The sequence below is a fragment of the Brevundimonas viscosa genome, assembly GCF_900116065.1.
GTDB lineage: Bacteria > Pseudomonadota > Alphaproteobacteria > Caulobacterales > Caulobacteraceae > Brevundimonas > Brevundimonas viscosa.
The window spans coordinates 201,102-213,184 of the sequence record NZ_FOZV01000001.1 but is presented as its reverse complement, the minus strand read 5'-3'; the positions used below and the strand labels follow the sequence as shown (position 1 = coordinate 213,184).

The 12,083-nt window shown below is 70.1% G+C and carries 13 protein-coding genes and 1 pseudogene; 5 read left to right on the top strand and 9 right to left on the bottom strand.

From position 1 onward, the window contains the following. Window positions 1-22: 22 nt before the first annotated feature. From BM333_RS01010 to BM333_RS00980, 7 genes and pseudogenes are all read right to left on the bottom strand, one after another. The gene (locus BM333_RS01010) at window positions 23-421 is read right to left on the bottom strand and encodes a hypothetical protein (protein WP_092306379.1); all 399 of its coding nucleotides are present in this window, start codon (window positions 419-421) and stop codon (window positions 23-25) included. After that, window positions 421-1,497: a phenylalanine--tRNA ligase subunit alpha gene (gene pheS, locus BM333_RS01005; protein WP_092306377.1), complete on the bottom strand. Its 1,077-nt coding sequence runs from the start codon at window positions 1,495-1,497 to the stop codon at window positions 421-423. Before pheS ends, BM333_RS01010 begins: the two co-directional genes overlap by 1 nt. A 90-nt stretch (window positions 1,498-1,587) precedes the next feature. Next, window positions 1,588-1,941 carry a 50S ribosomal protein L20 gene (gene rplT, locus BM333_RS01000; RefSeq protein WP_092306375.1) on the bottom strand — a complete coding sequence of 118 codons (354 nt, stop codon included), beginning with the start codon at window positions 1,939-1,941 and terminating at the stop codon, window positions 1,588-1,590. A gap of 104 nt (window positions 1,942-2,045) precedes the next feature. Beyond that, a complete protein-coding gene (rpmI, locus tag BM333_RS00995; protein ID WP_092306373.1) occupies window positions 2,046-2,243 on the bottom strand; it encodes a 50S ribosomal protein L35 in 198 nt (65 codons plus the stop codon). Between the two features lie 126 nt (window positions 2,244-2,369). Continuing rightward, window positions 2,370-3,702 (bottom strand): annotated as a pseudogene (locus tag BM333_RS00990) (MFS transporter). 93 nt (window positions 3,703-3,795) lie between these two features. Continuing rightward, window positions 3,796-4,317, bottom strand: a complete 522-nt coding sequence (infC, locus tag BM333_RS00985) for a translation initiation factor IF-3 (RefSeq protein ID WP_092306370.1) — start codon at window positions 4,315-4,317, stop codon at window positions 3,796-3,798. 122 nt (window positions 4,318-4,439) lie between these two features. After that, entirely contained in the window at window positions 4,440-5,405 is a 966-nt protein-coding gene (locus BM333_RS00980) for a glycosyltransferase family 9 protein (RefSeq protein ID WP_092306368.1), read from the bottom strand. 72 nt (window positions 5,406-5,477) lie between these two features. Between BM333_RS00980 and BM333_RS00975 the strand changes: the two genes are divergently transcribed. From BM333_RS00975 to BM333_RS00965, 3 genes are read left to right on the top strand one after another with little or no spacing between them, the layout of a single operon-like run. Then, window positions 5,478-6,230 (top strand): alpha/beta fold hydrolase, encoded by a 753-nt coding sequence (locus BM333_RS00975; protein ID WP_092306366.1) that lies wholly within the window; start codon window positions 5,478-5,480, stop codon window positions 6,228-6,230. 23 nt (window positions 6,231-6,253) lie between these two features. After that, entirely contained in the window at window positions 6,254-6,475 is a 222-nt protein-coding gene (locus BM333_RS00970) for a hypothetical protein (RefSeq protein ID WP_092307539.1), read from the top strand. Continuing rightward, window positions 6,462-6,698 (top strand): hypothetical protein, encoded by a 237-nt coding sequence (locus tag BM333_RS00965; RefSeq protein WP_092306364.1) that lies wholly within the window; start codon window positions 6,462-6,464, stop codon window positions 6,696-6,698. The genes BM333_RS00970 and BM333_RS00965 overlap by 14 nt, the downstream gene beginning before the upstream one ends. Window positions 6,699-6,705: 7 nt before the next feature. On the opposite strand, the gene galU is transcribed toward BM333_RS00965, so the two are convergent. Beyond that, window positions 6,706-7,584, bottom strand: a complete 879-nt coding sequence (gene galU / locus BM333_RS00960) for a UTP--glucose-1-phosphate uridylyltransferase GalU (RefSeq protein ID WP_092306362.1) — start codon at window positions 7,582-7,584, stop codon at window positions 6,706-6,708. A gap of 55 nt (window positions 7,585-7,639) precedes the next feature. Then, the gene (glmS, locus tag BM333_RS00955) at window positions 7,640-9,454 is read right to left on the bottom strand and encodes a glutamine--fructose-6-phosphate transaminase (isomerizing) (protein ID WP_092306359.1); all 1,815 of its coding nucleotides are present in this window, start codon (window positions 9,452-9,454) and stop codon (window positions 7,640-7,642) included. Window positions 9,455-9,610: 156 nt separating this feature from the next. Between glmS and glmM the strand changes: the two genes are divergently transcribed. After that, on the top strand, window positions 9,611-10,960 hold the full coding sequence (gene glmM, locus BM333_RS00950) for a phosphoglucosamine mutase (protein WP_092306357.1): 1,350 nt from the start codon (window positions 9,611-9,613) through the stop codon (window positions 10,958-10,960). A 41-nt stretch (window positions 10,961-11,001) separates the two neighbouring features. Further along, window positions 11,002-12,075 carry a YeiH family protein gene (locus BM333_RS00945; protein WP_092306355.1) on the top strand — a complete coding sequence of 358 codons (1,074 nt, stop codon included), beginning with the start codon at window positions 11,002-11,004 and terminating at the stop codon, window positions 12,073-12,075. The last annotated feature ends 8 nt before the right edge of the window (window positions 12,076-12,083 follow it).

Genomic DNA, 12,083 nt, shown 5'->3' with positions numbered 1-12,083 from the left:
GTATCCTCGATACGGTTCGCGCTTAGTCGACGGTCCGGACCTGCTCGACCAGGGCGTTGAGCAGCTGATCGGCGCCGGTGATGCCGAGCGAGAAGAACTGGCAGTTCCTGAAGGTGCAGTCGCGCACCGGGATGGCCCCGATCGCCGTCTTGCCGTTCAGCGACCGGAACAGCATGCCGCGCATGTCGCCGCCGGTGGGGCCGAAGTTGACGCCCTCGAAGTGGGTGCCTTCCAGCACCAGCATCAGCGCCGGTCCCTCGATGGTGCAGTCGGTGAAGGTGCGACCCTCGATCACCGCCCCGCCGCCCGAGGTCACGCTGGCGCGGTAGAGATCGAACAGGGTGAAGCGCCCGCCGGTGATGTCCTTCGCCAGCGGGTCCAGCTGGCGCGTTTCCGTCGGGGCGGCCCGGGGGTCGGTCATCACGAGAGTCCGCTGGCGGGATTGGGAGCCTGGAAGGCCGAGAAGCCGTAGTGGGCCAGCCACCGGGTGTCGGCCTCGAACATCGGGCGCAGGTCGGGGATGCCGTACTTCAGCATGGCCAGGCGGTCGACGCCCATGCCGAAGGCGAAGCCCTGGTATTCGTCCGGATCGATGCCGCAGTTGCGCAGCACATTGGGGTGGACCATCCCGCAGCCGAGGATCTCCATCCACCCGTCGCCCTCGTTCAGCTTCAGCTCGCCGCCGGAGCGGTCGCAGCGGATGTCCATCTCGGCCGAGGGCTCGGTGAACGGGAAGTGGTGCGGCCGGAAGCGGGCGTCGACGTCGTCGACCTCGAAGAAGCGGGCGACGAAGGTCTCGAGGGTCCACTTCAGGTGGCCCATGTGCACGCCCTTGTCGATCACCAGGCCCTCGACCTGGTGGAACATCGGCGTGTGGGTGGCGTCGCTGTCCTTCCGGAAGGTCCGGCCCGGGGCGATGATCCGGATCGGCGGCTTCTGGCTCTGCATCGTCCGCACCTGCACCGGACTGGTGTGGGTGCGCAGCACCTTGCGCTCGCCGGTCTCCGGATCGGGCGTCAGGAAGAAGGTGTCGTGCATCTCCCGCGCCGGGTGTTTGGGCGGGAAGTTCAGGGCGGTGAAGTTGTGGAAGTCGTCCTCGATGTCGGGACCTTCCGCCACCGCGAAGCCCATGTCGGCGAAGATGGCGACCATCTCGTCCATCACCTGCATGGTCGGGTGCACGCTGCCCTTTCGGCGCGGCCGCGACGGCAGGGTCAGGTCGACGTGTTCGGCCTTCAGCCGGGCGTCCAGCTCGGCCGCCTCCAGCTCGGCCTTGCGCGCCGCCAGCGCCGCCGACACCCGGTCGCGCAGGCCGTTGATCATCGGCCCGCGTTCGCGCCGCTCTTCCGGGCTCATCGCCCCCATGCCCTTGAGCAGGCCCGAGATCGAGCCCTGTTTGCCCAGCGCCGCGACGCGCAGCTCCTCCACCGCGGCGGCGGTCTCCGCCGCCCCGATGGCGTTGATCAGGTCGAGTTCAAGCTGGGCGAGGTCGGTCATGTCGGCCTGTCGTCTAGCGGCTGCGGCGGAAAGCAAAAAGCCCCCCGGCGCGCGCCGGAGGGCTTTTGCGTCTTCCGTCTCCGGAAAAGCTTACGCCAGCGCGGCGCGGACCTTGTCGGCGACCGCCTTGAAGGCGGCTTCGTCGGCGGCCATGGCGGCGAGCACCTTGCGGTCCAGCTCGATGCCGGCCTTGCCCAGGCCGTGGATGAACTGGCTGTAGGTGAAGCCTTCCAGACGCGCGGCGGCGTTGATGCGCTGGATCCACAGGGCGCGGAAGTTGCGCTTCTTGGTGCGGCGGTCGCGGTAGGCGTACTGCCCGGCGCGGTCGACCGCGGCCTTGGCGGCGCGGATGGTGTTCTTGCGGCGGCCGTAGAAGCCCTTGGCCTGCTTCAGGACCTTCTTGTGCTTGGCGTGGGACGTAACGCCCCGGGTGACGCGAGCCATGATTTTTCTCTTCGAGAACCCCTATCGCTCGCGCCGCGGGCGCTCGCTGCATGAGGGGCTTTGGTTCAAACTGATGCGGTTGGAGATCGAGATGCGTGCGCCGATCAGGCGTACGGCATGTAGGACTTGATCTTCTTGGCGTCGGCGTCCGACATCACCGCGGTGCCGCGGTTCTGGCGGATGTACTTCGAGTTGTGGCTGATCAGCCGGTGGCGCTTGCCTGCCACGCCGGCCTTGACCTTGCCGCTCGCCGTCAGTTTGAAGCGCTTCTTGGCGCCCGACTTCGTCTTCAGTTTCGGCATTTTCACTCTCTCTTTTGAGAGGGCTACCGCCCTTCGGGCTGCTTGAGCCCAAGTTTGGAGACCCTGATTTAGAACCGCCCAGGCATGCCTGTTCGCCCGGCGGTCCGGTACGCGAAGGCGCGGCTTCTAGTCGAAGCGGGCCCGGAAGGCAAGCGGAGTCCGGGTTTGCGCGGCTTCCGCGAGGACGGCCGCCTCGCGTCGCCGGAAGGCCCGGCCGGCGTTGAGCGCCAGCACCGCCGCCGGCACGGTCAGGGCGGCGCCGACGAGGAAGGGCCAGTCGTGGCCGAGCACGGAGTACAGCGTCCCGGCCGCGATCGGGCCGAAGATGCGGGCGATCGACCCCGAGGCCATGTTCAGTCCCAACATCGCCCCCTGCCGGTCGGCCGGCGTCGAGCGGCTGATCAGGGCCGACACATTGGGCATGGCCAGCGACATGCCGGCGGCGCCGACCGCCATGACGATCGGGATGATCCAGCCCTGCACCACCGGTAGGGTCCACAGGCCGAGGTCGAGCGATACGGCGGGGAACCAGGCCACCGGCGCCACGACCTGCGCCACCAGCGAGCTCCCGAACAGCAGCATGCCGAAGGCCAGCACCGGCGCCTCGCCGAAGCGCCGCGCCAGCCGGCCGGCGAAGAAGCCTTGGTTGAGGGTCGAGACGATGCCCACGATCATGAAGGCCAGGCCGATCTCGCGCGCGTCCCAGGCGTACCGGTCCCCGGCCCACAGGCCGAACACGCTCTCCATGGCCGAGAAGCCGGCCATGTAGACGAGGGTGACCAGCAGCACCCGCGACACCACCGGATTGGCGCGCGCCTCGTGCAGCCCCGCGAGGAAGCGTGTGCGCGGGACGGACGGATCCGCCTTGGCCCGGCTCTCGCGCAGGAAGACGATCACGCCGACGGCGGCCAGCGCCGCCAGCCCCGCCGCGGTGAAGATCGGAAGCTGATAGCCCAGCCGTCCCAGCTGCGGCTGGGTCAGGAGCCCGCCCAGCCCCGGTCCGACGATGAAGCCCAGCCCGAAGGCGGCCCCGATCAGCCCCATCCGCCCGGCCGCTTCTCCGGCGGGGTGACGTCGGCGACATAGCCCTGGACGGTCGAGATGTTGCCGCCCCAAGGCCGGTGAACAGCCGCACCGCGATGGCCAGCCAGATGTTCGGCACGAAGGCCAGGGCCAGATAGCCGGCGGCGTTGGCGACGAGGGTGACCAGCAGCACCGGCTTGCGTCCGATGCGGTCCGACAGCCGTCCCCAGAACGGCTCGGCGAAGAACTGCCCCAGCGAATAGGCCGAGAACATCAGGGTGATCTGCCACGCCGCCGCGTCGAGGCTCAGCGCGAAGAACGGCAGCAGCGGCACCACCAGGCCGAAGCCGACCAGGTTGATGAACACCACGGAGAACAGCACAGCCAGCGCCGGCGCCTGGGGCTTGGACGGGGGCGGCGCGGCGGGAGGGGGCATGAGGCCAGCTTAGCCGGGAACGACCGCGCCGGAAACGAAAACGCCCCGGCCGTTTCCGACCGGGGCGCATCATGTTCCGTCTGAACCCGAAGCCTACCTCGGCGCCAGGATCATGATCATCTGCCGGCCTTCCATGCGCGGCGCGTATTCGACCTTGGCCACTTCCTCGAAGTCGGCCTGGACCTTGTTGAGCAGCTTCATGCCCAGCTCGGGGTGGGCCATTTCGCGTCCACGGAAGCGCAGGGTCACCTTGACCTTGTCGCCCTCCTCGAAGAAGCGCGTCATGGCCCGCGCCTTCACGTCGTAGTCGTGCTGGTCGATGTTCGGCCGGAGCTTGATCTCCTTCAGCTCGACGACCTTCTGGCGTTTGCGCGCCTCGGCCTTCTTCTTCTGCTCCTGGAAGCGGAACTTGCCGTAATCGAGGATCTTCGCGACCGGCGGGTCGGCGGTGGCGACGATCTCGACCAGGTCCAGCCCGGCCTCCTCGGCGGCCTCGAGGGCGGCGGAGGTGGGCATGACCCCCTGCTTCTCGCCGTGCTGGTCGATGAGCAGCACGCGGGGGGCGCGGATATCCTGGTTCATACGCGGCCCGTCCTTTACGGGCGGCGCTTGCATGGGACGGCGAATGGGCGTCGTTTCCTTATGTGGTCGAAGAAGGCGTGTTCTGACGAGGCGAAGCGCGCGACGGATCGCGGCGTTCCCCTCGGGTGGCTATATGACCGCGAAAGCCCCGTTCTTCAAGGTTGGACGGGCTTTTCCGGACCGATGAAGGCGTCGTGCAGATCGATCACGGCGGAAAAGACACGCTCGACGGTCAGGTCCTCGATGGGCGCGAATTCGCCGCGCGTCTCGTTGGACGCCACCGTCCGCGTGCGCGCGCCCCACGGGCCGTAGAGCCACCACTCGGTCGGCCCGAACAGGCCCAGGGTCGGCCGGCCCAGCGCCGCCGCCACGTGCATCAGGCCGGAATCGTTGCCGACGAAAAGCGCCGCCCGGTCGATCGCCGCGGCCGAGGCGAGGATGTCGCCCTTGCCGACGAAATCGATCGCCCGCTCGCCCGCGGTGTCCAGCGCGGGAGTCGCCGGCGGCCGGTCGCCTGGCCCGCCGACGGGCATGAAGCGCCAGCCGGCGAAGCGCGGCTCCGCCATCAGTTTCTCGACCAGCCGGCCCCAGCGATCGGCCGGCCAGCTCTTGCCGGGCTGATGGGCGATGGGGGCGAGGGCGAGGACGGGACCGGGACCCGCGCCCCCGGCGAGCTGCGGGTCGATCACCGCCGCCGCCTCGGCCCGGGCGCGATCGTCGAGGAAGATCTCCGGCTCCAGCGGCGTCTGCGAGCCCATCAGCCGCGACACCATCTCGACCTTGCGCAGGCCGGTTTCCCACGAGCGGTTGTAGACCACCCGCCGCCGCGCCGGCACGAGGTAGCTGAGCGCCGAGCCGCGGATGTCGATCGCCATCTCCCAGCGGGTTCCGACCGCCTGCTTCCACAGGTCCAGCCAGTGTCCGGCCAGCTTCTTCTTGTCGAGGACGATGACCCGCTCCACCCCCGGGGCCGAGCGGAAGAAGGGCGCGGGCGGTCGCCCGCAGGCGACGGTGATCCGCGCGCCCGGGATCTGCCGCCCGATCTCGCGGATCACGCCCGAGGAGATGACGCAGTCGCCGATGCGGTTGGAGGTGACGAACAGGACGTTCTTGTCGGACACGCTGGTATCGGCCTTCGCTTCGTGGGTCAGGGTTGGCTATCAGTCCCCGACCGAATTCGCGAGAGGAACGGCATGGACGACATCGAACGCCTGGCCCGGCCGGACGGCGAGACCCTTGCGCTGAAGCGGGTGCGGGGCGCGGCCCCGACGGTGCTGTGGATCGGCGGGTTCCGCTCGGACATGGAGGGGACCAAGGCGCTGGCGCTGGATGCGGCCGCCCGCGAGCGCGGCTGGGGCTACGTCCGCTACGACCATTTCGCCCACGGCGTCTCCTCGGGCGACTGGCGGCAGGCGACCATCGGCCGCTGGCGTGAGGACGCCATCGCCCTGGTCGACAGCCTGGAGGGCCCGGTGATCCCGGTCGGCTCGTCCATGGGCGGCTGGATCGCCCTGCTGCTGGCTCTGGCCCGCCCCGAGCGGCTGCACGGCCTGGTGCTGGTTAATCCCGCGCCGGACTTCACCGACCGGCTGATGTGGCCGGGGCTTCCGGACCACCAGCGCCAGACCATCCTGCGCGACGGCGAGACCCTGATCACCGAGGAAGGCCTCGGCGAATACGTCCTCACCCGCCGCATGTTCGAGGAGGCGCGGGACTGGCTCGTGCTGGACGGCCCGATCCCGATGCGGGCTCCCGTCCACATCCTGCAGGGTCGCGCCGACGACGTCGTGCCGTGGCGTCATGCCGCCCTGATCGCCGAACGGCTGAGCGGCGGCGACGTGCGGCTGGACCTGATCGAGGGCGGCGACCACCGCCTGTCCTCGCGCCGGGATCTCCTGCGCCTCGTGGAGGCCATTGAACGGATGCGCGCAGCGGCGCTTATATGAAGCGGACCTGCAAGGAGAACGCCATGCGTATCCCGATCGCCTGCGCCCCTCTCGCCCTCGGACTGGCCCTGTCAGCCTGCGCCACGGGGCCGGGCACGGACCACTACAATGAAGAACTGCGCCGTCTGGCGGCCGACTGCGAGGCCCGTGGCGGCATCCTGTCGCCGACCGGCAGCCAGTCGGGCCGGCCGCAGCTCGACAACGTCTGCCGGATCACGGGTCAGACCGGCCGTGTTCCGGGTTGAGGCCGCCCGGCGGACCGCCGCCGCCGCGGCGGCCTTGCTGCTGACGGGATGCGCCACGGGCGCGTCCGTCGGCTCGACCGCCGAACGTCTGGCCGAACTCGAGCAGGCCTGCCGCGCCCGTGGCGGCGTGCTCGTGTCGTCCGGCGGGCCGCCGACCGGCCGGCCCGAGGTGGACAACCATTGCCGTATCGTGGGCGGAGCCACGCGCCTTCCCGGCGGCTGAGGCGAACCTAGAGCAGGGCCTCGACCGCCGCGCGCGCCGCCGCCCCGAGATCCGGCCGCTTCAGCGCCAGGGCCACATTGGCGCGCAACAGGCCGATCTTGTCGCCGCAATCGTGGGTCACGCCTTCGTACTCGACCGCCGTGAAGGACTGGGTCTGCATCAGCTTCGCCATGCCGTCGGTGAGCTGGATCTCCCCGCCCGCCCCGCGCTCGGTGTTCTCCAGAATGGCGAAGATCTCCGGCTGCAGGATGTAGCGACCCGAGATCGACAGGTTCGACGGCGCCTCGCCGCGCGGCGGCTTCTCGACCATGCCCTTCATGCGGATGCGCCGTCCGTCGCGGGACTCCGGATCGACGATGCCGTACTTGTGCGTCAGGTCGTGCGGCACCTGCTCGACGCCGATGACGTTGCCGCCGACCTCGGCGTAGACGTCGGCCAGCTGCTTCAGGGCGCCCGGCTGGGCGTCGACGATGACGTCCGGCAGGATCACCGCGAACGGCTCGTCGCCGATGATGTCCCGGGCGCACCAGACGGCGTGGCCCAGCCCCTTGGGCTGCATCTGGCGGGTGAAGCTCATCTCGCCGGCGCTGGCCAGCTCGGCGTTCATCATCTCAAGGATGTCGGTCTTGCCCTTGGCCTCCAGCTGGGCCTCCAGCTCGACCTGGTGGTCGAAATAGTCCTCGATGGCCTGCTTGGCCCGGCCGGTGACGAAGACGATGTGCTCGATGCCCGCCTCGCGCGCCTCCTCGACGATGTAGCTCAGGATCGGCCGGTCGACGACGTTGAGCAGCTCCTTGGGCGTGGTCTTGGTGCCGGGCAGAACCCGGGTGCCGAGGCCGGCGACGGGCAGCACGGCCTTGCGGAGGCGGCGGTGGGTCGAGGTCATGCGATATCCTGAACAGCGAAGGCGGCGAGCCTAACGCATCGGAACGCCGAAGCGATCACTCCACGGTGACCGATTTCGCCAGATTCCGCGGCTGGTCGACGTCCGTGCCCTTCTCCACCGCCGTGTAGTAGGCCAGCAGCTGCACCGGAATGGCGTAGACCAGCGGCGCGATCAGCGGGTGGCAGTCGGGCGCGTCGATGCGGCTGATCCCGGCCCCGTGCGGATCGGGCGCGGCCTTCGGCGCGATCATGATCACCGGCCCGCCGCGCGCCGCCACTTCCTGCAGGTTGGAGGCGGTCTTCTCGAACACCTCGTCCAGCGGGGCGAGGGCCACGATCGGGGTGAGCTCGTCGACGAGGGCGATCGGCCCGTGCTTGAGCTCGCCGGCGGCGTAGCCCTCGGCGTGGATGTAGCTGATCTCCTTCAGCTTCAGCGCGCCTTCCATGGCCAGCGGGAACATCGCGCCGCGGCCGAGGAACAGCACGTCGGTGGCCTTGGACAGCTCGTGGGCGACGCCGCGCAGGGCGCCGTCCATCTGCACCGCCTCGGCGATAAGGCGGGGCGCCTCGAACAGCGCCTTGACCAGTTCGCCCTCGATCAGCGGGTCGATCCGCCCGCGCTGCACCCCGGCGGTGACCGCCAGCGCCAGCAGGGCCGCCACCTGGGCCGTGAAGGCCTTGGTCGAGGCGACCCCGATCTCGGGGCCGGCGTGGGTCGGCCAGACCACCAAGGCCTCCCGGGCCATCGACGACGAGTGCACATTGACCAGGGCCGCCGTCTTCAGCCCGTTGGCCTTGCACCAGCTCAAGCTGGCCAGGGTGTCGGCGGTCTCGCCCGACTGGCTGACCGCCACCGCCAGCGTGCCGGGCGCCACGGCCGGGTTGCGGTAGCGGAACTCCGAAGCGATCTCGACGTCGCAGGGCAGGCCGGCCAGACGCTCGAAGGCGTAGCGGCCGATCTGGCCGGCGTAGAAGGCGGTGCCGCAGGCGACGATCTGGATGCGGTCGACGGCGGCGAAGTCGATCTCGCCCGGCTTCACCCTGCCGTTCACGAAGTCGAGGTAGTGCGACAGGGTGTGCTGGACGCTGTCCGGCTGCTCGTGGATCTCCTTCTCCATGAAGTGCCGGTACTCGCCCTTCTCGACGAGGGCGGACGAGGCCGAGACCTGCACGATCGGACGATCCACCGCCTCGCCCGAGGCGTCGAACATGCGCGCGCCCGAGCGGTCGACGGCGACGTAGTCGCCCTCTTCGAGGTAGCTGATCTTCTGGGTGAACGGCCCGACGGCCAGGGCGTCCGAGCCCAGGTACATCTCGCCTTCGCCCCAGCCGACCACCAGCGGGCTGCCGCGGCGGGCGCCCATGATTAGCCCGTCCTCGCCCTCGACCAGGACGGCCAGCGCATAGGCGCCGGTCAGCCGGTCCAGAACCGTCTTGAAGGCCGCGACCGGGTCGTTGCCGCCGTTCAGGGCGCGGTCGAGCAGGTGGGCGACCACCTCCGTATCGGTCTGGCTCTCGAACACCCGGCCCTCGGCGGCGAGCTCGCCCTTCAGCTCGGCGAAATTCTCGATGATGCCGTTGTGCACCAGGGTTACCCGGCCCGCCTTGTGCGGGTGGGCGTTCTCGGTGGTCGGCGCGCCGTGGGTGGCCCACCGGGTGTGGCCGATCCCGATCGTCGACTCCAGCGGATCGGCGGCCAGAACCGTCTCCAGTTCGCGGATCTTGCCCTTGGCGCGGCGGCGCTCGATGCGACCCTCCACGAGGGCCGCGACCCCGGCGGAGTCGTAGCCGCGATACTCCAGCCGCTTCAGGCTGTCGATCAGACGGGGAACCGCCGGGCCGGTTCCGGTCACGCCGATAATGCCGCACATATGCCTGTTCCCACTCTGAGTTGCTCGGCGCGCCCCTCGCGCCGCCCGAAACTTCGGGCGACCTGCCCGCCGGCAGGGTTTATGTGATTGACGCGCGGAATGGCATCTGAAAAGCCGTTTCGCAAGGTTACGCTTGCAGAGACAGGAACTTACAACGTGGGCGAGAGACGCTATTTCGGCACCGACGGCATTCGCGGACGGGCGAACACCCACCCGATGACCGCCGAGGTGGCCCTGCGCGTGGGCCTGGCCGCCGGCCGCATGTTCATGTCCTCGGACGACCGTCGCCACCTCGTCGTCATCGGCAAGGACACCCGGCTGTCAGGCTATATGATCGAACCGGCGCTGGTCGCCGGCTTCTCCGCCGCCGGCATGGACGTGCGCACCTTCGGGCCGCTGCCGACGCCGGGCGTGGCCATGATGACCCGCTCGATGCGCGCCGACATCGGGGTGATGATCTCGGCCTCGCACAACTCCTACCTCGACAACGGCATCAAGCTGTTCGGTCCTGACGGCTACAAGCTGTCCGACGCGGTCGAGCTGAAGATCGAGTCGATGATGGACCAGGCGCTGGACGCTGATCTGGCCCCGCCCGACGCCCTGGGCCGGGTCAAGCGCATCGACGACGCCCAGGCGCGCTACGTCGAGATCGCCAAGGCCAGCTTCCCCAAGGGTCTCAGCCTGCAAGGCCTTCGCATCGCCGTCGATTGCGCCAACGGCGCCGCCTACAAGGTCGCCCCGACCACCCTTTACGAGCTCGGCGCCGAGGTCTGCGCCGTCGGCGTCGAGCCGAACGGCCTGAACATCAACGCCGAGTGCGGCTCGACCCATCCCGACGCCCTCGCCGAGGCGGTGCGCATGTACCGCGCCGACATCGGCATCGCGCTGGACGGCGACGCCGACCGGGTCATCATCTGCGACGAGAAGGGGCAGGTCGTCGACGGCGACCAGATCATGGCCATGGTCGCGCTCGACTGGGCCCGCCGCGGCCTGCTCAAGGGGGGCGGCCTCGTCGCCACCGTCATGTCCAACCTCGGGCTGGAGCGCCGGCTGCAGGCCGAGGGCCTGACCCTGGAGCGGACCAAGGTCGGCGACCGCTACGTCATGGAGCGGATGCGCGAGAAGGGCTTCAACCTGGGCGGCGAACAGTCGGGCCACATCATCCTGCACGACTACGCCACCACCGGCGACGGCCTGATGTCGGCCCTGCAGGTGCTGGCCGTGCTGGTCGAGAGCGGCCGGCCGATGAGCGAGCTGGCCAAGCAGTTCGACAAGGTGCCGCAGCGGCTGGAGAACGTCCGCTACAGCGCCGGCAAGCCGCTGGAGAGCGAGGCGGTCAAGGCCGCCATCGCCGAGGCCGAGGCCCGTCTCGCCGGCGTCGGTCGCCTGCTGGTCCGCCCGTCAGGCACCGAGAAGCTGATCCGCGTCATGGCCGAGGGCGACGACGAGGCGCTGGTGAAGTCTGTGGTCTCCGACGTCGCGGCAGCGGTGAAGGCGGCGGGGTAGGGCGGCTCGACCGCGCCCCCGCTCCGGCGCAGTCTCTCCCGATGATTCCCGCTCCCGCCCCGGCTGACCGGCGGTCCCCCGCGGCCTACGTCCTGGCCCTGTTGCCGGGCCTGCTGCTGTGCGCCGCCGTCACCGGCGCGGCGCTCGGCGTCGAGACGCTGGAACTGCGGCTGTTCGGGCGGGCGTGGCTGGACGCGGTCGTTCTGGCCATCCTCATCGGGGCCGCGATCCGCACCGTCTGGACGCCGCCGGAGGCCCTGCGGCCCGGCGTGGCCTTCAGCGCCCGCACCCTGCTGGAGATCGCGGTGGTCCTGCTCGGCGCCTCGATCAGCGCGGCGACGGTGATGGCCATCGGTCCCGGCCTGATGCTGGGGGTGGTCGGCGTGGTCGCCGTCGCGATCGCGGCGGCCTACGGCCTCGGCCGGCTGCTGCGCCTGCCGCACCGGATGGCGATGCTGATCGCCTGCGGCAACGGCATCTGCGGCAACTCCGCCATCGTCGCCGTGGCCCCCGTCATCGACGCCGAGCCGGAGGAGGTGACCGCCGCCATCGCCTTCACCGCCGTGCTCGGGATCGCGGTGGTGCTGCTCCTGCCGCTGCTCGCCGCGGCGCTGGAGATGGCGGAGCTGCCATACGGGGTCGTCGCGGGCCTGACCGTCTACGCCGTCCCACAGGTGCTTGCCGCCACCATGCCGGTGGGCGCGCTGGCGACCCAGACCGGGACCCTGATCAAGCTGGTGCGCGTGCTCATGCTGGGCCCGGTGGTGCTGGCCCTGTCGCTGGCCGTGGCGGCGCGGGCCGGGCAGGGCGGCTCCGGAAGCACGCTGACCCGCCTGCGCGCCGTGCCCCTCGGCCGGCTCGTGCCATGGTTCATCGTCGGCTTCCTGCTGATGATGGCCGCGCGCTCGCTCGACCTGATCCCGGCCGCCGCCCTTCCGCCGATGGACCAGGCGGCCACAGCCCTGACGGTGATCTCCATGGCCGCGCTGGGCCTCGGCGCCGACGCCCGCGCCGTGGCGCGCTCCGGCCCGCGCATCGCGGTGGCCGTCACCCTGTCGCTGCTGGTGCTGCTCGGCCTGGCGCTGGCCCTCGTTTCGCTGCTCGCCGTGGGCTGAAGCGTCGC

Excerpts from the sequence above, each read along its gene's own strand:
- BM333_RS00975 (WP_092306366.1), top strand. The coding sequence starts at position 5,478 with ATGGACGACATCGAACGCCTGGCCCGGCCGGACGGCGAGACCCTTGCG.
- BM333_RS00945 (WP_092306355.1), top strand. The coding sequence starts at position 11,002 with ATGATTCCCGCTCCCGCCCCGGCTGACCGGCGGTCCCCCGCGGCCTAC.
- rpmI (WP_092306373.1), bottom strand. The coding sequence starts at position 2,243 with ATGCCGAAACTGAAGACGAAGTCGGGCGCCAAGAAGCGCTTCAAACTG.
- glmS (WP_092306359.1), bottom strand. The coding sequence starts at position 9,454 with ATGTGCGGCATTATCGGCGTGACCGGAACCGGCCCGGCGGTTCCCCGT.
- pheS (WP_092306377.1), bottom strand. The coding sequence starts at position 1,497 with ATGACCGACCTCGCCCAGCTTGAACTCGACCTGATCAACGCCATCGGG.
- BM333_RS00970 (WP_092307539.1), top strand. The coding sequence starts at position 6,254 with ATGCGTATCCCGATCGCCTGCGCCCCTCTCGCCCTCGGACTGGCCCTG.
- BM333_RS01010 (WP_092306379.1), bottom strand. The coding sequence starts at position 421 with ATGACCGACCCCCGGGCCGCCCCGACGGAAACGCGCCAGCTGGACCCG.
- infC (WP_092306370.1), bottom strand. The coding sequence starts at position 4,317 with ATGCAAGCGCCGCCCGTAAAGGACGGGCCGCGTATGAACCAGGATATC.
- rplT (WP_092306375.1), bottom strand. The coding sequence starts at position 1,941 with ATGGCTCGCGTCACCCGGGGCGTTACGTCCCACGCCAAGCACAAGAAG.
- galU (WP_092306362.1), bottom strand. The coding sequence starts at position 7,584 with ATGACCTCGACCCACCGCCGCCTCCGCAAGGCCGTGCTGCCCGTCGCC.